The following is a 19,104-nucleotide window of genomic DNA, read 5'->3' as shown; positions in this document are numbered from 1 at the left end:
TATTTGGTTTTGGTTTATCGAAAGCGCTTAAGCGATCTCAATCTTCTCAGCTTGATTCTGTTCTGCCATAGACAGTGCTAGCGCTTCCGCGGCTTTAATACCATCGATACCAGCAGATAGGATACCACCCGCGTAGCCTGCGCCTTCACCAGCAGGGAAGAAGCCCTTAAGGTTGATGCTTTGGTAGTCTTTGCCACGTTTGATGCAGACAGGAGAAGACGTACGAGTCTCAACACCCGTTAGTAGGCCGTCTGGCGTAGAGAAACCTTTGATCTTTTTCTCGAACGCTGGGATTGCTTCACGAATCGCTTCGATAGCAAAATCAGGCAGCGCTTTTGAAATATCAGTCAGGTGGATACCCGGCGTGAACGACGGTTGTACTTCACCGATGGCACTTGGATCGCGACCTTTCAGGAAGTCACCGATTTTCTGTGCAGGGGCGTCGTAGTTCTCGCCACCTAGAACATAAGCTGCACTTTCTAATTCACGCTGTAAACGGATACCTGCTAGCGCATCACCTGGGTAATCACGCTCTGGGTCGATACCCACAACGATTGCACTGTTTGCGTTGCGCTCTGCACGAGAGTATTGGCTCATGCCGTTAGTTACAACGCGACCTTCTTCAGAAGTCGCAGCAACAACAGTACCACCTGGGCACATACAGAAGCTGTATACAGTGCGGCCATTTTTACAGTGGTGAACGAGTTTGTAGTCCGCAGCACCTAGGATAGGGTTGCCTGCGTTCTTACCGAAGCGAGCTTCATCGATCATCGCTTGCTTGTGTTCGATACGGAAACCAACAGAGAAAGGTTTAGCTTCCATGTAAACGCCACGTTCATGCAGCATTTCAAACGTATCACGAGCACTGTGGCCAACAGCCAGTACTACGTGACGAGATTTGATCTCCTCACCGTTAGAAAGCGTTAAGCCAGTGATTTGACCGTCTTCCATGTGAACGTCGTCTACGCGAGTGCTGAAGCGGATTTCGCCACCTAGCTCAATGATAGAAGCACGCATCTTCTCGATCATGGTAACCAGTTTAAAGGTACCGATGTGTGGCTTACTTACGTATAGGATTTCTTCTGGTGCGCCAGCAGCAACAAACTCTTCGATTACTTTACGGCCGTAGTGTTTTGGATCTTTTACTTGGCTGTATAGCTTGCCGTCAGAGAATGTACCTGCGCCACCTTCACCAAACTGTACGTTTGATTCAGTGTTCAGAGTACGCTTACGCCAGAAACCAAAGGTATCTTTCGTACGTTCACGAACTTCTTTACCACGTTCAACGATGATTGGGTTGAAGCCCATTTGAGCAAGCACTAGGCCAGCGAATAGACCACAAGGGCCAAAACCGATAACCACAGGGCGCTCAGTTTGGTTCTCAACCGCTTTAGCCACGAATTTGTACTCCATGTCAGGAGTCACTTTTACGTGCGGGTCGCTAATGAATTGCTCTAACAACTCAGCTTCGTTTTCAACGAGAACATCAAGCGTGTAGATAAGTAAGATTTTTGATTTCTTACGAGCATCGTAGCCACGTTTAAAGATATTAAAAGAAAGTACCTGATCAGAGTTAATACCAAGTTTCGCTTCAATAGCGTCTTGAATGGCTGATTCTTCGTGGTCTAGAGGGAGTTTAATTTCGGTTAAACGTATCATTTCGATGTCTCGTCTTTATAGGTGTCTTAGCTAGACCGCTTCTAAACGCAGAGTTTGATGAAAACGCTGAGGTTGAAAGATGCGATAAGCTCACAATGGCGCGCATTTTACGAGAAATTGATTTATCTGTCATACTAATTTGGAAACATGGAGCAAATAGACACGATATTAGCGCCGTATGATGTTGAATTTTGCCTTGGGATGAGTATTATCCTCCATTCTTCAATTTTGACTAACTTATAGAGCAGAGCATCATGGCATTTGTCGTAGGCGATAATTGTATTCAATGTAAATACACAGACTGTGTGGCGGTATGCCCCGCAGATGCGTTCCATGAAGGCCCGAATTTCATGGTAATCAACCCAATCGAATGCATTGATTGTGGTTTGTGTGTACCTGAATGCGACGCTCAAGCGATATTCCAAGAAGATGATCTACCAGAAGATCAAAAGATCTTTATTGAAGTGAATGCCGAGCTCGCCGAAATCTGGCCGGTACAAACTGAAGTCAAAGCACCGATGGATGACGCTGAAAAGTGGAATGGTGTGTCTGATAAGTTGGCAATGCTAGAAAAGTAATTGTTGAAAAGAACTCAAATAAAAAGGCGTACTGATTTAATCAATACGCCTTTTTTAATGTCTGAGCACTGTCGACTGGCTCGTTAGCTTATGAGAGCTAGCTATGCTGACGACGCATGTTGTCGAGAATAATACCCGTCGCTATTGCTACATTCAGAGACTCTGCGCCACCAAAAGCTGGAATCGTAATCTTGTCTGTCACGAATTTAGCCGCATGTTCACGAATACCGTGAGACTCGCTGCCCATTAGTAAAATGCCGTTGGCAGTAAACTCAGTCTTATGAACACTTACGCCTTCCAAAAATGCGCCGTAAACCGGTAGGTTCGCTTGCTCTAAATAAGCCGGTAAGTCTGTTTGGCTTACGTGTACTCGGCCAAAGCTACCCATAGTTGCACTGATCGTTTTAGGGTTGTATGGGTCTGCGCAATCGCTGCTCGCAACGATATGCTTAATGCCATACCAGTCTGCCACGCGAATAATCGTACCTAGGTTACCAGGGTCTGAAACGCCATCAAGCGCAATCATCAAGCCTGTCGCATCTGGTAACTCAACCTTTGGAATTTCAACCACAGCAATCGCTGCATTATTACTTACTAGAGTGCTTGCTTTGGTTAGGTCGTCTAGCGAGGCTTCAACACAATCAAACTCAATCAGTGATGCGTGATTTTCAGATAGAAAATCAGCAGTAGCAAAGACGTTCTTTACGACTAAGTCACTATTGAACAGTTCAAGAACGTTCTTTTCACCTTGAACTAGAAACAGGCCGTGGGCTTTACGTTGCTTCTTTTGGCCCAAAGCACGAAGGAGTTTTAATTGGTTTTTTGAAATCATGTTTTTATCCTAGATATAAGCCCGCGCATTATAGAGCAAAGGTTGGATAACCAAAAGCGTGATAACTCAATGCGATCCACTAAAAAGCAAAAGCAACCCACTTAAAAAAGAAAAGCGCACTAAATAGCACGCTCTTATAGGATTTACTTAAGCTGAACTGACAGCTTAATACGGAGCAGGATAGCGCTTAAAGACGGTATTGATATCGGTAAGGATCTCTTTTGATAACGGTTTACTGAAAGCTGCTACGTTCTCTTTTAACTGTTCCATGGTGGTTGCGCCAATAATGGTCGAGGTAACACCGTCGACTTGATTACACCAAGCCAATGCCAGTTGGCTCGGAGTAAATCCATGAGTATTCGCCACTTCAACATAGCCTTTAACCGCTTCATTGGCAGATCCAGTGTCACGGAAAATGCCTTTACGTTGCATGTAAGTCCAACGGCTGCCTTCCGGTCTTGCGCCATCGATGTACTTTCCACTCAACATGCCTGCAGCCAAAGGCGACCATGGTAGGTAAGCGACATCTTCATGCACACAGTTCTCAATCAAATATGGCCAATCTTTCGCGTGCAGTAGGCTGAATTCATTCTGAATTGAGACCATGCGTGGCAAATCATGCTTTTCACTCAGCTTAAGGTACGTGTTAATGCCCCAAGTCGTGTCATCTGAAAGGCCGACATGACGAATCTTACCCGCCTTAATGCAACTCGCTAATGCTTGAAGGATCTCCAACATTTCCGCTTCATGCTGCTTTCGGTCGATGTCGCTGAAACGAATCTGATTTGGGAAATGTTTACCGAAGTGTGGTGTTGTTCGGTTTGGCCAGTGAAGTTGGTAAAGATCGATATAGTCTGTTTGTAAACGCGCTAATGAAGCGTCAACCGCTGCAATTACAGCTTCACCCGTGATTGGCCCGCCATCTCGAACCCAAGGCAATCCTGGCCCTGCTATTTTACTCGCAATGATTAACTCTTGGCGGCGTTGCGGGTTACGAGACAACCAGTTACCGATAATCGCTTCTGTTTTGCCGTAGGTATCTGGAGAAGGCGGAACCGCGTACATTTCTGCCGTATCAATAAAGTTAATACCTTGGCTTAGTGCGTATTCGATCTGTTGGTCGGCTTGCTGTTGCGTATTTTGCAGCCCCCAAGTCATGCTACCAAGACAGATTCGGGAAACGGGAATTTGACTACATCCTAGTTTTGAATATTCCATTGAATTCGGGATTCCTGTGGTTAAGTTCTCTGGTACTCGCATAAAAGTATTTGAAAAGAGGGCGAGTGAGGAATGAAAACGAATATGAATTATTAGCACAAAATGGCACGACAAGGTATGGCTTGGGGAAGTTTAATGAGTCATTTCTCAGCGTGACGAATGAGATGGCGATGTACTCGAGTAACTATAGATACAGAGGCGAAGGTCGGAAAGTAAACGAGTTCGAATAGGCTGAAGGCTAGATAGGGCTTATCGGAAATAGAGAAGAAAGGTCTATAGACAAAGAGCTCTACATCATAGAGAAGTAGAGCTCTTTATTAGGGGTTCTATAAATACGTACTGAGTATTATCAAGTTACGAGGTCGCGTTGGTATCAAACCCACCCTGGGTCTGCGCCTGTCTTAGAGCTTCCTGCCTTTGAACTTCTTTCTCAGTTAATACTGGTTGGAGCGTTTCCTCAGAGGCTTGAGGAGAGAAAATGAAATATTTATTAATCGTCATAACAGTGTCTCCGTGTAACGTATGACAGATTCTGCATCAAGGATAAATAGTGATCATCATCCACTTTGTACTTTTTTTAGGCTGAGAGCGGAGGGCGTAGAATGCGTACAAAGCGATCTCTTATCATCCGTATGCAATGTTGAACTGACGAAACCCTCTGTTTCAAGTATAGGAAGCTCGTCTAATTTCGCACAATAATGATTTAGAGCAATTACATACATGGTCAGGGGCGTAAGATGAAAAACCTCGCTACTGACTAAATGTAGGTAATTCCCTAACAATAAATTACTTATCTACATTTATAATTAAGTCAGTAAATCAATTACTTAATCCATGGTGAGATGAATTATGGAAAAGCTTGTAGAACGTTTTCTGAATTACGTTACTTTTGATACCAAATCCGATCCTTCTAATCAGCAATGCCCAAGTTCACCGGGGCAAATTACTTTTGCTGAAGCCTTAAAGTTAGAATTGGTTGCATTAGACTTAGTTGATGTCTCTTTAGATGAAAATGGATACTTGATGGCGAAACTGCCGTCGAATGTCGATTACCCTGTACCTGCTATTGGCTTTGTGGCGCACATGGATACCGCTCCTGATGCATCAGGGGCGAACGTGAAACCGCAAGTGATTAAAGATTACCAAGGTGGAACGATTGAGTTAGGTACAAGTGGTGAAAGCTTAAACCCAAGCCAATACCCAGATCTTGATACTCTGCATGGTCATGATCTTATCACGACCGATGGCACGACTTTACTGGGTGCCGACAACAAGGCGGGTATCGCTGAGATCATCAGCGCGATTGCTTACCTTAAATCAAACCCAGACATTAAACATGGCGACATTTGCATTGGTTTCACTCCGGATGAAGAGATTGGCCGTGGTGCGAACTTGTTTGATGTTGAGAAGTTCGGCGCTGAGTGGGCGTATACCATTGATGGTGGTCCAGTCGGTGAGTTGGAATTTGAGAACTTCAATGCAACGAGTGCCGATGTTATCTGTCATGGCGTAAATGTTCACCCAGGTACCGCAAAAGGCAAAATGGTGAACGCGATGAATATTGCGGCGCAATTCCAATTGATGATGCCAGCGCAAGAGACACCCGAGTGCACAGAAGGTTATGAAGGTTTCTACCACCTGAAGTCGGCTGAAATGGGTGTGGCGCGTTCTGAACTGGGTTACATCATCCGTGATTTTGAGCGTGAGGGTGTAGAAGCTCGTAAGGTATTCATGCAACAGAAAGTGGATGAGCTGAACGAGCGCCTAGAGAAAGGTCGTGTTGAGTTGGTGCTCACCGATAGCTATTTCAACATGAAAGAGATGGTTGAACCGCATCAGCACATTATCGAGTTAGCGAAGCAAGCGATGATTGAGTGTGATGTAGAGCCTATGATTAAACCAATCCGAGGCGGTACAGACGGTGCTCGCTTATCTTTCATGGGGCTACCATGTCCGAATATCTTCACTGGCGGCTACAATTTCCACGGTATTCATGAGTTCATTACCATTCAAGGCATGGAACAAGCGGTAAAAGTGATCGTCGAACTGTCTCAACGTACCGCTATTCACTATCAAAAATAGCCGCCTAAAACGCGATATCTCTTTGTATTTTGGAGAGTATTCATTAATACTCTCTTTAAGCATAAGGGAGTACGCGATGAAAAAGTTAGTTTTACTTTGCACCCACTTAGCCGTGGGTGCTTTTGGTTTTGGGCTTGGTGTCTATGCACTACCTATCTTGATTGAGCCTGATTCTCCTTCCTCAAGTTCTGTTGAAGCGATCAGTCAGCAGGCTATCTATACAGGTGAGTTCACTAAAGATCGACAAGACAGTGACTTCTTACACTGGGGAAAAGGCATCGTCTCTGTCTCTGAAAGTGCGATAGCTTTTGAAGGTGAATTGGCGCCGGGGCCTGATTATAAGGTTTACCTCTCGCCTAAGTTCATTGAAACCGAGCAAGCTTTCAATGACAGCAAGAACGAGTTACTGATAATCGGAGATGTGAAAACATTCGACCGGTTTATGGTTGAGCTTCCCAAAGGTACTGATCTTAATCGATTTAATACCGTTGTGATTTGGTGTGAAACTTTTGGCCAATTTATTACTTCTGCCAAGATAAAGTGATAGCCTAGACAGAGTTAAGTATGAAAGGCGCTCGTTTTTTGATCGTTTTTTCATAATGCGTTTATTGGGTTGAGTCAGTCGCTGTAAAGTTCGTCGTTGTATAGGCTAATTGTTTGAATGCTCGTCGTTATAAAGCTTAATTGTTGTAATACAAAGGAATAAGTAATGGAAAAGATGTGGCAAGTAATAGATTTCTTACTCGCTAATAAGTTTATTTTTAGTGTGCTGATCATCTGCATTATTTTAATAATCCGACGAATCACTTTGTCTCGAATCCGTGGTGATGTCGCTTTTCTTAGTGAAGACCAACGTAACTGGATGTCACGTACCAAAAACGGCACATTCGCGATTATTGTTGTGACGTTATTCGTGTTGTGGAAATCCGAAATCAGCGAATTTGCACTCTCAGTTACGGCTATTGCTGTTGCGATAGTCGTCGCGTCTAAAGAGATCATTTTGTGTTTCACTGGTTCTATTCAACGTGCGAGTTCTCGCTCATTTAGAATTGGCGACTGGATCGAAGTGGGTAAAATCAGCGGTGAGGTGATTGAGCACAACTTGATGGCGACTGTGATTCAGGAAATCGACCTATATCATGGGCAATATCACTTCACAGGAAAGACCGCTACGCTGCCCAATAGCATGTTCTTCACTTATCCGGTAAAGAACCTCAATTTCATGAAGCGCTACGTTTATCATAACTTTTTTGTGACTGTGAAAGACTTTGTAAACCTATACCCTATGGTGCCGGGTCTTATTGTGAAAATTGAAGAGCATTGTGAAGAGTTTATTGATGTTGCCCGCCGATATAACGGTGTGATCGAAAAGCACGCTGGTGTTGACCTTCCGGGGTCTGAGCCTCATATCCATATCACGAGCAGTTCGACGGGTGAGCAAGAAGTGCATTTTATGATCTTCTGTCCGACCGAAAAAGCGATTCATCTAGAGCAAGATATTCGCAAGGACTTCATGGAAGCTTACGCGGCGGCATTTCCTTCAAGTGACTAATACTGCTCTAAAGGCTAAAGGCTAAAGGCTAAAAGTTAGCAAGTCCGAATAAAAAGAAAGCCGAGATCGAATATATCGATTCTCGGCTTTTTTGTATTTGGGGCTCGCTATTTGTAAATGATTAATCCAGGTCAGCGAGTGGCAACCAGTCTACTTCGACACCTGCTTGCTCAAACATATCTTGGCTTATCTTGATCTTATCACCCCAACGAGAAAGGAAATCTTCACTTTGCTCTGGGCAATGTACCGCTGAAATTCCAGTTTGGATGATTTTTGCTGCACAGTTCGGACAAGGGAAGTGAGTTACCCAAACTTCGCAACTGTCTAAATCACGTTTAGCAAACAAGATTGCATTTTCTTCAGCGTGAAGTGTCTTGAGGTATTTCATCTCGCGATCGTCAGTATCCGCACTATCAGACACGCCATGCGGGTAGCCATTAAAACCAACGGAAACAATACGGTTGTGCTTAGTGATTACGGCGCCGACTTGAGTTGAAGGATCTTTACTCCAAGAACCGACCAATTCCGCCATTTGATAGAAACGTTTAGCCCATTTTGAAATCATGAGAATTCCTTAACAATTAAATGTGAATGCTTATCTGCCTGACAATACATTATGTTAGACAATATCCATAGAGAACAAAAGCTGAGAGATTGATTTACTTAGAAATTGTAACGCGTTTGTAACTACTATATAAGCACTTAGTTTCAATTAACATATTGATACACTTTGGTTCGCTATAATTGATATTCCTCGGACAATAGTAACGAGCGTGTTACGTAAATTTTATGCTGTTCAAATACTAATAAGTGACGGTATAACCATGCGTAAAAAGTTGATCCTTACGGCTCTTGCAAGCTCTCTTATTCTTGCTGGATGTGGGCAAGATGCTCAAAATTCCAAGCAAGCGCCTTTACCTCTCGTAGCTGTACAGGATGTTAGCGTTGTTTCTCACCAGCAAAGTAAGTCGTATATCGGTCGTATTGAAGCCGTTGAAGATACGGCCATCACAGCGCAAGTTTCTGGCTATCTACAAAGCCGTCATTTTAATGAAGGTCAAATGGTCGAAAAGGACCAATTACTTTATTCTATTGAGCCATCTTCATTTGAGGCTGAAGTAGCAAGCGCAAAAGCGTCTGTTGCTCAAGCGAATGCGAATCTTAAAAAAGCCGAACTTGATTTTAACCGTGGTAAGAACCTTCTCCCTAAGGGCAGTATTTCTCAATCGGAATTTGATGCATTAACAGCAAACTTATTGGGTTCTCAGGCACAGCTTGAAGCAAGTCAAGCACAGCTCAATGCAGCCAATGTTCAGCTTTCTCATACCAAAATTATTGCGCCTTTCTCTGGACGAATTAGTGACAGCAAAGTGAGCACGGGTGATCTGGTTTCACCGTCTTCAGGCGTATTAACCACCTTGGTTAGCCTAGATCCAATCCATGCATCGTTCAGCATCAGTGAGCGTGAGCGGATTGAGTTAGGTATGGATCGCATTGAAGGTGATGGCAGTAGCGACTCTGCAGGTGTTGAAGTTCAGATCATGCTTGAGAATGGTGAAGCGTTCGAACATCTAGGTCAGCTTGATTTCTTGGGGAACCGTATCAACCTCAATACTGGTACGATCGCGATGCGCGCAATTGCTGATAACCCGAACCAGCAATTACTTCCAGGCCAACACGTTCGCGTTGATCTACGTGAAAAGCAATCTATTGATGTTGTGACTATTCCGCGTCGTGCAGTTCAAACCGACCTAGAAGGTGACTTTGTGATGGTATTGGTTGAAGGTGAAGCCGCACCAGTTGCTGAGCGCAGAAACATTGAGATGGGGCGACAAGTTGAAGGTGGTGTGATCGTTCATTCTGGTCTAGAGAAGAACGACGCAGTGATCACTCAAGGCTTACAGCGTGTACGTAATGGTATGTCTGTTCGTATTCAAGCTTCTGCTGAACAAGCTGAGTAAGGGGGCTATTTATGTTAAGTCGTTTCTTTATTCAAAGGCCTAAGTTTGCCCTTGTCATCTCCATAATATTAACGTTGGCGGGGGCGATCTCTCTCGCTATCTTACCAGTGGCCGAATATCCAAAAATTAGCCCACCATCGGTCAGTGTATCGGCATTCTACACGGGTGCCAGTGCTGAAGTGGTGGAACAGGCGATAGCCGACCCCATAGAGACGTCGGTGAATGGCGTGGAAGATATGATCTACATGTCTTCTAAAAGTGCTAACGATGGTTCATACAACCTTAATGTGACCTTTGATGTCGGTACTGATGCTGATATGGCTCAGGTCAACGTTCAGAACCGCGTTGCTCAGATCGAATCGAAACTTCCACAAGAAGTAAGAATGGTGGGTGTGACGGTCAAGAAGCGTTCTCCTGACTTGCTGATGGTCTTGAACTTCTACTCGCCGAACGGAGAGTACAACGACCAATTCCTTATCAACTACGTGAACTTGAACATTAAGGACCAATTGGCTCGTGTAAAGGGCATTAGTGAAGTTAACGTGTTGGGTGGTGGTGAATACGCGATGCGTGTTTGGTTAGATCCTGAAAAAATGGCTAACCTCAATATAACCACCTCTGATGTGAATCGCGCCTTGGCAGAACAGAACGTTCAAGTCGCAGCTGGCCGTATTGGTGCCGCACCCTATAACAACGCGCAAGAAGTGCAATTCAACTTGGTAACAAAAGGCCGATTAGAAACGGCTGATGAGTTTGAGAATGTAGTGCTTCGTGCAAATCAAGACGGTTCAACGGTTTATTTAAAAGACGTTGCACGTGTTGAGCTAGGTAAAAAGTTCTACGATGGTAACGGTAAATACCGTGGTCAAGACGCTTCAATCGTAACGCTGTCTCTTCAGTCAGACGCTAATGCGCTGGAAAGTGGTAAAGCAGTCATGGCGATGCTCGACAACCTAAGCAAAAATTTCCCTGAAGGCGTTGCTTACGAGGCGAGTTATGACACCACACTCTTCGTTGCTGAATCGATTAAAGGCGTAGTTAAAACTCTCATCGAAGCAATTTTGCTGGTTATCGCAGTAACGTACTTGTTCTTGGGCAGTGCACGTGCAACCTTGATTCCTGTGGTTGCGATTCCGGTATCTTTGATTGGTACTTTTGCGGTCATGCAGATGACGGGCTTTACCATTAATACAGTAACCTTGTTTGGTTTGATTTTGGCGATTGGTATCGTAGTAGACGATGCGATCTTGGTTATCGAGAACGTCGATACTACGATGGCCAAAGATCCTACGATTTCACCGCGAAAAGCAACGCTTATCGCAATGAAAGAAGTAACGGGTCCAATTGTTACCTCAACCTTGGTTCTGTTAGCGGTATTCATCCCAGTAGCGATGCTGCCAGGTATTACCGGCATCATGTATCGTCAGTTCGCTCTGACCATCTGTATTGCGGTTGTGATCTCTTCTATTAACGCTCTAACGCTGTCACCAGCATTGTGTTCATTGGTTCTTAAGCAGGGCGGTGGTAACACAGCACGTTGGTACCAAGCGTTTAACCGTGGTCTTGAGTCAGTAACCAACAAATATGGTCAAATTGCAGGCTTCCTTGTGAAAAAGGGTGTTCTGCTGTTTACCTTCTTTGTTGTGGCACTAGCGGCGGTAACTTACTTCGCGAAAACCACGTCTACGGCTTTCGTACCTCAAGAAGATAAAGGCATCTTGTTGGTCAATGTGCAACTTCCTGATGCGGCATCGCTGTCTCGTACAGAAGATGTGACAGAGCAGTTGCTAGAGATGGTCGAGCAAGAGCCGGGCGTTGATGGTGTGACACTGGTTAACGGCTATGCATTCATGACGGGCGCTTCAGCTTCGAATGGCGCGTCGATGTTCATCAAGCTCCATGATTGGGACATGCGTAACGCATTGGACGGTCAACATTCAGCGCAAGCTATCTCACAACGTATTAATGGTCGAGCAGCAACAGAACTGCCTCAAGCGATCGTATTTGCAATGGGACCTCCAGCTGTACCGGGCATGGGTGCTGCGTCTGGTTTTGAGTTTGTTCTCGAAGATACATTAGGTCGTAGCCGCACTGATCTGGCGATGGTAATGAATGACGTGATTGCTGAGGCGAACAAACAGCCTGAGATTTCACATACCTTCAGTACCTTCCGTGCGAATGTACCTCACTACTATGTCGATATTGATCGTGAGAAAGCGCAACAGCTAGGTATTCCGCTGTCGGAAATATTCCAAACGCTACAAGGCAATCTTGGGTCAATGTACGTGAATGACTTCACCATGTTTGGTAAGAACTTCCGTGTAACCATGCAAGCTGACAGTGAACACCGTAGCAGCATGGATGACCTACAACGATTCCACGTACGTTCGTCTAATGGCGAGATGATCCCGTTAAGCACATTGGTGACTTACGACCAGATCTTCGAGCCGGATGTAGCATGGCGTTACAACATGTACCGTAGTGCCGTGATTCAAGGCCAACCAGCGCCGGGTTACTCAAGTGGTGATGCGATTGCTGCAATGGAGCGTGTAGCCGCAGAAGTATTACCTCAGGGTTACCAGTACGAATGGACCGGAATGGCTTACCAAGAGGTCTTGGCAGGCAATCAAGCGATCTTTGCTTTCGCATTGGCGCTGATCTTTATCTACCTGTTTATGGTGGCTCAGTACGAGAGTTGGACAATCCCTATAGCGATTATCTTAGTGGTACCTGTTGCAACCTTGGGTTCCTTCTTGGCGTTGAACCTGACAGGTACACCGCTGAACCTCTATGCGCAAATTGGCTTGGTTCTCTTGATAGCCTTGGCCGCTAAGAACGCAATCTTGATTGTGGAGTTTGCTAAGGTGGAGCGTGAAGACAAGGACGCATCAATCGAAGATGCAGCAGTGAAGGGCGGTACGCTGCGTTTCCGTGCTGTGAACATGACGTCTTGGTCATTCATATTGGGCATCTTCCCACTTATCTTCGCTGCGGGCGCAGGTCACGTGAGCCAGAACTCTCTGGGTATTTCTCTGATTGGTGGTCTGCTATGTGTGTTGTTAGCGGGTACGTTCCTAATCCCTGGCTTCTATGCATTCGTGCAACGCAAACGTGAGAAGGCACACGGTGGCAATACCAAGTTGATTCCACTGGACGATGAATAGGGAAGTTCGTGTCTTGTAGAATGAGCCCTTTACAAGGTTCCTCCTTGGTAATTAATTTCTTGTAAAAACGAAGGCTTAGCATTGTGCTAAGCCTTTTTTATTCCACTTGTGAATAAAGAATCTGTTTATATAATTAAATCTTCATTATAAGGTAGAGTTAACACTCCAATTAAGGCTCTGTAATAAAATGGTGTTTTATTGCTAAGGTTTTGTTTTTGTTGAATATGTAGGTGTTCAGCTAACACTTGTATGCTCGAAAGTATTTGCACAATAGTGTGAAGTGTTTCAAAATTACCAAGTTATATTGAAATATTTTGTGCATTGAGGTTCTTATGAAAGTCATTGATTTATTTAAACACCGAGGCGACAGCGTGTCTTCGCAACACTCAGAGTTTATGCAATGGATGTCTCCAGCTCTTAGAGATTACTGGGGAGACTTTCTGAATCGCACGCAAAATAGTCATTTCTTTGCGTGGGTTCGTGATCACCATAAACCTGCTGTCAATGAAGATGCACCAGAGATGCCTGTCGAACCACAGATCGTACTTAAGCCAGAAGCACAGCTTGTATTTGATGAGCTTGAACAGCAGATCGGTGAAGTGATACATACTGGTGATTGGATCAATGTAAGCCAAGACAGAATCAACCAGTTTGGCCTTGTTACTGAAGACATGCAGTGGATTCATACTGAGCCCTCTAAGGCTGAAACAGATTCTCCGTTCAAAACAACCATTGCACATGGTTTTTTGACTTTGTCTCTGCTTCCTCGGCTGACAGACAGTGTTGACCCTGACAAATCTCAATTCCCAACGGCGAAGATGGTTGTAAACATTGGTCTTAACCAAGTACGTTTCCCATACCCTGTAAAATCGGGCAGTAACGTTCGCGCTAAAAGTACACTGACAAAAGTAACGCCAATTAAAAAAGGCTTAGAGATTGAACGTGAAATCCGTGTAGAAATCGAAGGCATCCGTCGCCCTGGTGCTGTGATTGTTTCGGTGATTCAACTTCACTTCTAGAGCTTTTTTATAAGTAGAATTATTTTTAGCGAAGATTATAGATTCAAAAAAAGAGAGAGCTTAAGGCTCTCTCTTTTTGTTTGTGTCTATCAAGACGATATCATCAGTATCCTAATAACATCACTAAAAGCACTTATCTTACTTAACGCGCGTATAGCGACTTGATACGTGTGTAACTACTTGATATCCGTGTCGCTATTTAATACGTGTGTAGCCGTACTCTTCGATAAGATCTTGCCCATGTTTTGACTTCACGAACTTAATGAAATCTTTGCTCTCGTCAGAAACGGAGTCAGTTTTGTGCAGCAATAAGAACGGGCGAGCCAATTCATAACTGTGGTTAGCAATGTTCTTTGATGTTGGCTCTATGCCTTCAAAGTTAATGGCCTTAATCGAGTGGTCGATAGAGCCAACAGAGATGAATCCAATTGCGTGTGGGTTATGGTTAACAATCGTTTTTACCATGCTGTTGCTGTTTACAACCAAATTATTTGGGTTGATGTCAGACACTAGACGGTCGTTAATGATTTTTGTCAAACCAAGCAAGCTCTCGAAGCTGTAACGTGAACCAGAAGAAGCTTCACGAGTTACAACTGCGATAGGTTGATCCGCACCGCCTATGGTTTTCCAGTTCGTGATCTTGCCTTTATATATATCGAATAGCTGTTCACGTGTAACGTTGCTTACACCGTTTGAACGGTTAGTTACGACGGCTAGGCCGTCAAAGGCAATTGGAAATACCTTCAATTTTTCGCCCTGCTCGCGGTCAGTTAAGTAACGCGAGCTCATACCAATATCAGCGACACCTTTATTGACCATGGTAATACCCGCTGTAGAACCGATGCCCTGAACAGCAATATAGTTATCAGGGTGAGTCTTGTTGTACTCCTCAGCTAATACATCCATCACACGTGATACCGAAGTGGAGCCCGAAATATTGGTTTCTTGTGCAAAAGCAGCGTGAGAAGACAGGGCTAAGGATAGAAGAGAGGCAAGCGCGACTCGTAACATAAACAACTCCTAGTTAATAACATTTGCCGGCTATGATAGGTCGGTTATATGACAATTTTGTGAAACTCTATCCGCTCAATGTGTCGCTATTAGCTTGATGAGTGAAAGCGAGCTGGGTTGACAAAAGCAGGGTTCGTTTCTGGGAGCTGGTCGGGTATTTCGTTTGCGCTTGTTCGCTAAAATGTTGGTTGAGTCCTAAGCTAAGTAGAGGAATTCACTACTTAGAAGTTTCTATAGAATTTCTATGGAGTTTCTATGAAATTACAAGGGGTGTTATGTCCGTCATTCATATCGAACTGAATCGTCTTTTAATTGGAGCTGAGAAGCTCTGTACATCTCGAAATCGCAGTTTACCTGTCGAGTTAGGTAAATCCCTTTATGAAGAGTGTGAGGGTGGTGTGCTGTTTTCTCAGGCTCATTATCTGCTCGACTCATCTCATAGCGATTACACAAATGAGATCGCCTGCGTTAGTTTTGATGAGTCACTATCATGTTGGTTGGTAATGGTGCCGCTAGAAGGCGATGTAGAAACCGACTCAGTAAATTGGGGGCCTTATCCCTACCTACCACAATCGAAGGATCTTGATGCTATTTTGTCTGAAATAGAAAAAGATCCTAAATCGTACTTCTGGTCGTGATTATTCTGTTGAGATGTTTGCGAGGGGCTTGATACCTAAAACGAACGACTTTTGTAAACTCAACACATCGCAACCTATCTGCGTCACTAAAAAGGGTCTATGTTAGTGAAGCTTATATGCGTCAGTAAAACGATGGATGTTACTCCAAATTATGCCATTAAGATTGCGTAGTTATACCAATCACAGTGAGTAAGTGATTAGTTATTTACTACGATTGGTATTAATAAGATTTTGAAACCAAAGACCGGAAATCTTTTGGTGTTTTGCCGTGATAGGTTTTAAAGGCGGTACTAAAATGTGCCGCACTTTTAAACCCGGATTCATAAGCAATTTGAGTAATCGATTTGTTCGATGTTCTGAGCTGTGTGGCTGCGTGGGCGATTCGCTTTATCTTCAAGAGGTTTGAAAACGAAAGGTCTTCCGCCGATAAACGGCGTTTGAGTGTGGCTGGTGACATCCCCATATAGCTGGCTAGAGTGTCGAGTGAGATATTATTTTCTATGTTCTGTTCAATGTAATGGATGACCTTTTGTGTCACCGTCAATCTAGAAATTCGGCTAATAATCGCTAATAGTTCCGGATACTGCTCGATCATTAAAGACAGCAAACCTAAGCCTAGCTGGGTCAGAGCGTAATCATTCTGAGTCGAAGAATTAGCGAGCGACATGATGAGCTCTTTCAACTGGTAGATTTCAGTATCGGTTTGATTGAACTTGATGTATTTGTCTGGGATTCGAGTGGATTCTAGATCGCTGAATTGGTTGATGAACTTTTGGAAAATTGCTAAATCAAAGTCTAAGCAAATCGCACTAAACTCACCATTTTCAGTGTCGACCGTTATGTCTTTAATCTGACCAGAATTGTAAAGCGTGAAATCTCCCGCTTTTAACGAGGCTTGGGTGCCATTGGGCAGCATAAAAGATATGCTTCCTTTCGATACCATAAAGATACCGTTTTTAGAGGCGGGGTAGCGTTCGCGTTTCCTGGGAATAAAGTTTCTAAATTGAGTGACCGTGATTGATGGCATAGTGAGCTTCTTTGGCGTTGTAGATTGATTGCTTTTTTAAGTATTGTTTAAGCATGAGACATTTACAAAAAAGGCGCTAATAATTAGCGCCTTTAGAAGTAAAACTTAGAACCTTTTGACCTTGAAAGCCGTAGCTGTTAAAGCTCTTAAGCTTCGGTTTCGTTTGTCGTTTCAGGCTCGTTAGGCAAGTCCGCAAAAACTTGAGTCGGCTTTGCTACTAAGTTACGGTTTTCCTGATTAACTTCGGAGAGAACTACTTCTAAAACGTCTCCCAGTTTGTATACCATTTCTTTATCAATAGATACAGTACCCATATCACCATTGCACTCAATTCTCTCTTTATTATCAAGAATGAGAGAGCCTGGGATAAACGCCGCTGCACCATTGTCAAGTAGACGTACACGCATACCTGCGCGGTTAATATCGAAAATCTCGGCTTGGAAACGAGTTTCTTCTGCTGGAGCATTCGCTAGAGTGCGAGCATACAGCCAATCACCTACATTACGCTCAGCCATACCGTGGTGGCGGCGGTGCAGAGCAAGTTCATCACCAATGGTTTCGTCTGGTGTTTGAATCGGCGCTTTGCCTAATATGTGTGCTTTAAGCATACGGTGGTTAATCATGTCACCGTATTTACGAATTGGAGAAGTCCACGTCGCGTAAATGTCTAAGCCCATCGCGTAGTGTGGCGCAGGTTCATTGCTGATCTCGCTGTACGCTTGGAACTTACGAATTCGGTTATCGTAGTAGCTGTTGTCTAAAGAGCCTAACCAACGGCGCAGAGTGGCAAAACCTTCTAGAGAAATGATCTGCTCCTCTGTAAACGGTGTTTCGGCTTCTGGGTTAACCAGCTCCAGAACGTCTGTTAATTTCTCAGCTTTAAAACCAGAGTGACAGTTAAAGACACCTTGGTTAAAGCTTTCTTTTAATACTCGACCTGCACAGATGTTCGCGCTGATCATAGACTCTTCAACCAACTTGTTTGCGCTACGACGCATGTCCGCGTGGATAGCGACAACATCGTTGTCTTCGCTTAGTTCAAAGCGGTAGTCAGGGCGATCTGGGAACACTACAGCGTTTGTTGAGCGCCATGCTGAACGTGCTTGTGCAAATTGGTGAAGGTCAGAAACAATCGCAGCGATCTCTTCTGATGGTTGCCATTTCTCTGATGAACCTGTTTCTAGCCAGTCTGATACGTGGTCGTAAGCAAGACGAGCGTGAGATTTGATATTTGCAGCGAAGAAGTTAATGTCATCACCGATAACACCATCTTTAGATACCGTTACTGTGCAGCAAAGTGCTGGGCGAACTTCGTTCTCTATTAGTGAACATAAGTTGTCAGCGAGATCGCGAGGCAACATTGGGATGTTACGACCAGGCAGGTAAATAGTGAAACCACGCTCGCGAGCCACTTTATCCATTGCATCATCTGGAGAGATGTAAGCCGTAGGGTCAGCAATTGCGATAGTCAGTTCAAAATCACCGTTCTCTTTCTTCTTAGCGTAAAGCGCATCGTCCATATCTTTTGTGCTTTCGCCATCGATAGTCACAAAAGGGACGTGAGTCATGTCTACACGTTCAAGATCGGCGTCATCGTTGATCTTCCAATCATCGATACCTTCAGGCTCGCTGTTTGGTAGGTCATTTTGCGCTAGCGTTACCCACCAAGGCGCGATTTTGTCGTCAGCGTCTGTGATTTTCTCAGAGATCTGAGCCAAGAAGCCGTTGTCACCTTTTAACGGGTGTTGAACGATATGAGCAACAACCCAGTCGCCTTCTTTAAGCGTTTCAGGGTTCAAACCCTTCTTTGCTTTCGCTTTAAGCTGCAGTTTTTTCAGTTGCGGGTGATCTGGAACAACGTTCAATCGGCCTTTGAAAAGCTTAACTCGTGCAATAAAGCGAGTAAGACCCTGTTCAATCAACTCCTCTGGCTCTGCAACTTCGCGCTCTTTCTCTGTGCGAATGATGGCAATCACCTTGTCACCGTGCACACATTTTTTCATGTACGGCGGTGGGATGAAGAAGCTAGTTTTGCTATCGACTTCGAGAAAACCAAACCCTTTTTCAGTGGCTTTGATCGTACCTTCCTTTTTAGGGAGGGTTTCTTGGATTTGCTGTTTGAGTTGAGCGAGTAGAGGATTATCTTGAAACATTTGACTTTTATCTATCGAGGACAATTGAGCACACTATAATCATTGCGAGGCTTGATTACTACTTAAAGGCGAAGTGAGCGTAAATTAATTGCCCTCTTATTTAACTAGGTCAATTTGCTAGAAGTTTGGTGCTGTGACGAGATATTCATCAAGTTTTGACGATATGATAGCCATTATTGATGTAAAACCGAAAAATATGTGATGTATTTC

The 19,104-nt window shown here is 44.2% G+C and carries 16 protein-coding genes; 8 read left to right on the top strand and 8 right to left on the bottom strand.

Annotated elements, in window-relative coordinates; translation table 11 throughout:
- Positions 1–27 precede the first annotated feature (27 nt).
- Entirely contained in the window at positions 28–1,659 is a 1,632-nt protein-coding gene (locus Q5H80_RS19440) for an NAD(P)/FAD-dependent oxidoreductase (RefSeq protein ID WP_304569753.1), read from the bottom strand.
- 254 nt (positions 1,660–1,913) lie between these two features.
- Between Q5H80_RS19440 and fdxA the strand changes: the two genes are divergently transcribed.
- The gene (gene fdxA, locus Q5H80_RS19435; RefSeq protein WP_017074827.1) at positions 1,914–2,237 is read left to right on the top strand and encodes a ferredoxin FdxA; all 324 of its coding nucleotides are present in this window, start codon (positions 1,914–1,916) and stop codon (positions 2,235–2,237) included.
- Between the two features lie 97 nt (positions 2,238–2,334).
- Here the strand turns inward: fdxA and Q5H80_RS19430 are convergent, their stop codons facing one another.
- The 3 genes from Q5H80_RS19430 to Q5H80_RS19420 all read right to left on the bottom strand — a co-directional run bounded on the left by Q5H80_RS19430 (position 2,335) and on the right by Q5H80_RS19420 (position 4,788).
- Positions 2,335–3,069 carry an RNA methyltransferase gene (locus tag Q5H80_RS19430; RefSeq protein ID WP_304569747.1) on the bottom strand — a complete coding sequence of 245 codons (735 nt, stop codon included), beginning with the start codon at positions 3,067–3,069 and terminating at the stop codon, positions 2,335–2,337.
- A 165-nt stretch (positions 3,070–3,234) separates the two neighbouring features.
- A complete protein-coding gene (locus Q5H80_RS19425; RefSeq protein ID WP_304570732.1) occupies positions 3,235–4,227 on the bottom strand; it encodes an aldo/keto reductase in 993 nt (330 codons plus the stop codon).
- Between the two features lie 414 nt (positions 4,228–4,641).
- A complete protein-coding gene (locus Q5H80_RS19420) occupies positions 4,642–4,788 on the bottom strand; it encodes a hypothetical protein (protein ID WP_179946887.1) in 147 nt (48 codons plus the stop codon).
- A gap of 348 nt (positions 4,789–5,136) precedes the next feature.
- On the opposite strand from Q5H80_RS19420, the gene pepT reads away from it, so the two are divergent.
- The 3 genes from pepT (at position 5,137) to Q5H80_RS19405 (ending at position 7,921) form a co-directional block, all read left to right on the top strand.
- Positions 5,137–6,369, top strand: a complete 1,233-nt coding sequence (gene pepT / locus Q5H80_RS19415; RefSeq protein WP_304569744.1) for a peptidase T — start codon at positions 5,137–5,139, stop codon at positions 6,367–6,369.
- A gap of 76 nt (positions 6,370–6,445) precedes the next feature.
- Positions 6,446–6,913: a DM13 domain-containing protein gene (locus Q5H80_RS19410; protein WP_304569743.1), complete on the top strand. Its 468-nt coding sequence runs from the start codon at positions 6,446–6,448 to the stop codon at positions 6,911–6,913.
- Positions 6,914–7,078: 165 nt separating this feature from the next.
- Complete coding sequence (locus Q5H80_RS19405; protein WP_304569742.1) at positions 7,079–7,921, top strand: mechanosensitive ion channel family protein; 843 nt, start codon at positions 7,079–7,081, stop codon at positions 7,919–7,921.
- Positions 7,922–8,042: 121 nt separating this feature from the next.
- Here the strand turns inward: Q5H80_RS19405 and Q5H80_RS19400 are convergent, their stop codons facing one another.
- Positions 8,043–8,486 (bottom strand): dCMP deaminase family protein, encoded by a 444-nt coding sequence (locus Q5H80_RS19400; protein ID WP_004731749.1) that lies wholly within the window; start codon positions 8,484–8,486, stop codon positions 8,043–8,045.
- 259 nt (positions 8,487–8,745) lie between these two features.
- Between Q5H80_RS19400 and Q5H80_RS19395 the strand changes: the two genes are divergently transcribed.
- The 3 genes from Q5H80_RS19395 to Q5H80_RS19385 all read left to right on the top strand — a co-directional run bounded on the left by Q5H80_RS19395 (position 8,746) and on the right by Q5H80_RS19385 (position 14,065).
- The gene (locus Q5H80_RS19395) at positions 8,746–9,882 is read left to right on the top strand and encodes an efflux RND transporter periplasmic adaptor subunit (RefSeq protein ID WP_304569728.1); all 1,137 of its coding nucleotides are present in this window, start codon (positions 8,746–8,748) and stop codon (positions 9,880–9,882) included.
- 11 nt (positions 9,883–9,893) lie between these two features.
- Entirely contained in the window at positions 9,894–13,046 is a 3,153-nt protein-coding gene (locus Q5H80_RS19390; RefSeq protein ID WP_304569727.1) for an efflux RND transporter permease subunit, read from the top strand.
- Between the two features lie 332 nt (positions 13,047–13,378).
- Positions 13,379–14,065, top strand: a complete 687-nt coding sequence (locus tag Q5H80_RS19385) for a MaoC family dehydratase (RefSeq protein WP_009844790.1) — start codon at positions 13,379–13,381, stop codon at positions 14,063–14,065.
- Between the two features lie 195 nt (positions 14,066–14,260).
- Here the strand turns inward: Q5H80_RS19385 and Q5H80_RS19380 are convergent, their stop codons facing one another.
- Positions 14,261–15,076: a phosphate ABC transporter substrate-binding protein gene (locus Q5H80_RS19380; protein WP_304569726.1), complete on the bottom strand. Its 816-nt coding sequence runs from the start codon at positions 15,074–15,076 to the stop codon at positions 14,261–14,263.
- Between the two features lie 275 nt (positions 15,077–15,351).
- Here Q5H80_RS19380 and Q5H80_RS19375 point away from each other — a divergent pair, with 275 nt between their 5' ends.
- The gene (locus Q5H80_RS19375; RefSeq protein ID WP_012600988.1) at positions 15,352–15,714 is read left to right on the top strand and encodes a DUF3024 domain-containing protein; all 363 of its coding nucleotides are present in this window, start codon (positions 15,352–15,354) and stop codon (positions 15,712–15,714) included.
- Positions 15,715–15,934: 220 nt separating this feature from the next.
- Here Q5H80_RS19375 and Q5H80_RS19370 read toward each other — a convergent pair whose 3' ends face one another.
- Together Q5H80_RS19370 and rnb are read right to left on the bottom strand one after the other, a co-directional pair.
- Positions 15,935–16,741, bottom strand: a complete 807-nt coding sequence (locus tag Q5H80_RS19370) for an AraC family transcriptional regulator (protein WP_304569725.1) — start codon at positions 16,739–16,741, stop codon at positions 15,935–15,937.
- A gap of 146 nt (positions 16,742–16,887) precedes the next feature.
- A complete protein-coding gene (rnb, locus tag Q5H80_RS19365; protein WP_304569723.1) occupies positions 16,888–18,894 on the bottom strand; it encodes an exoribonuclease II in 2,007 nt (668 codons plus the stop codon).
- Between the last annotated feature and the right edge of the window lie 210 nt (positions 18,895–19,104).

The organism is Vibrio sp. SNU_ST1 (assembly GCF_030563405.1).
GTDB lineage: Bacteria > Pseudomonadota > Gammaproteobacteria > Enterobacterales > Vibrionaceae > Vibrio.
This window is presented reverse-complemented; position numbering and strand designations above follow the sequence as displayed.

Bases quoted from the DNA above. Each gene is read 5' to 3' on its own strand.
- Q5H80_RS19380 (WP_304569726.1), bottom strand. From the start codon at position 15,076: ATGTTACGAGTCGCGCTTGCCTCTCTTCTATCCTTAGCCCTGTCTTCT.
- Q5H80_RS19390 (WP_304569727.1), top strand. From the start codon at position 9,894: ATGTTAAGTCGTTTCTTTATTCAAAGGCCTAAGTTTGCCCTTGTCATC.
- Q5H80_RS19440 (WP_304569753.1), bottom strand. From the start codon at position 1,659: ATGATACGTTTAACCGAAATTAAACTCCCTCTAGACCACGAAGAATCA.
- Q5H80_RS19410 (WP_304569743.1), top strand. From the start codon at position 6,446: ATGAAAAAGTTAGTTTTACTTTGCACCCACTTAGCCGTGGGTGCTTTT.
- Q5H80_RS19385 (WP_009844790.1), top strand. From the start codon at position 13,379: ATGAAAGTCATTGATTTATTTAAACACCGAGGCGACAGCGTGTCTTCG.
- Q5H80_RS19420 (WP_179946887.1), bottom strand. From the start codon at position 4,788: ATGACGATTAATAAATATTTCATTTTCTCTCCTCAAGCCTCTGAGGAA.
- Q5H80_RS19395 (WP_304569728.1), top strand. From the start codon at position 8,746: ATGCGTAAAAAGTTGATCCTTACGGCTCTTGCAAGCTCTCTTATTCTT.
- fdxA (WP_017074827.1), top strand. From the start codon at position 1,914: ATGGCATTTGTCGTAGGCGATAATTGTATTCAATGTAAATACACAGAC.
- Q5H80_RS19430 (WP_304569747.1), bottom strand. From the start codon at position 3,069: ATGATTTCAAAAAACCAATTAAAACTCCTTCGTGCTTTGGGCCAAAAG.
- rnb (WP_304569723.1), bottom strand. From the start codon at position 18,894: ATGTTTCAAGATAATCCTCTACTCGCTCAACTCAAACAGCAAATCCAA.
- Q5H80_RS19425 (WP_304570732.1), bottom strand. From the start codon at position 4,227: ATGACTTGGGGGCTGCAAAATACGCAACAGCAAGCCGACCAACAGATC.
- Q5H80_RS19375 (WP_012600988.1), top strand. From the start codon at position 15,352: ATGTCCGTCATTCATATCGAACTGAATCGTCTTTTAATTGGAGCTGAG.
- Q5H80_RS19405 (WP_304569742.1), top strand. From the start codon at position 7,079: ATGGAAAAGATGTGGCAAGTAATAGATTTCTTACTCGCTAATAAGTTT.
- Q5H80_RS19370 (WP_304569725.1), bottom strand. From the start codon at position 16,741: ATGCCATCAATCACGGTCACTCAATTTAGAAACTTTATTCCCAGGAAA.
- Q5H80_RS19400 (WP_004731749.1), bottom strand. From the start codon at position 8,486: ATGATTTCAAAATGGGCTAAACGTTTCTATCAAATGGCGGAATTGGTC.
- pepT (WP_304569744.1), top strand. From the start codon at position 5,137: ATGGAAAAGCTTGTAGAACGTTTTCTGAATTACGTTACTTTTGATACC.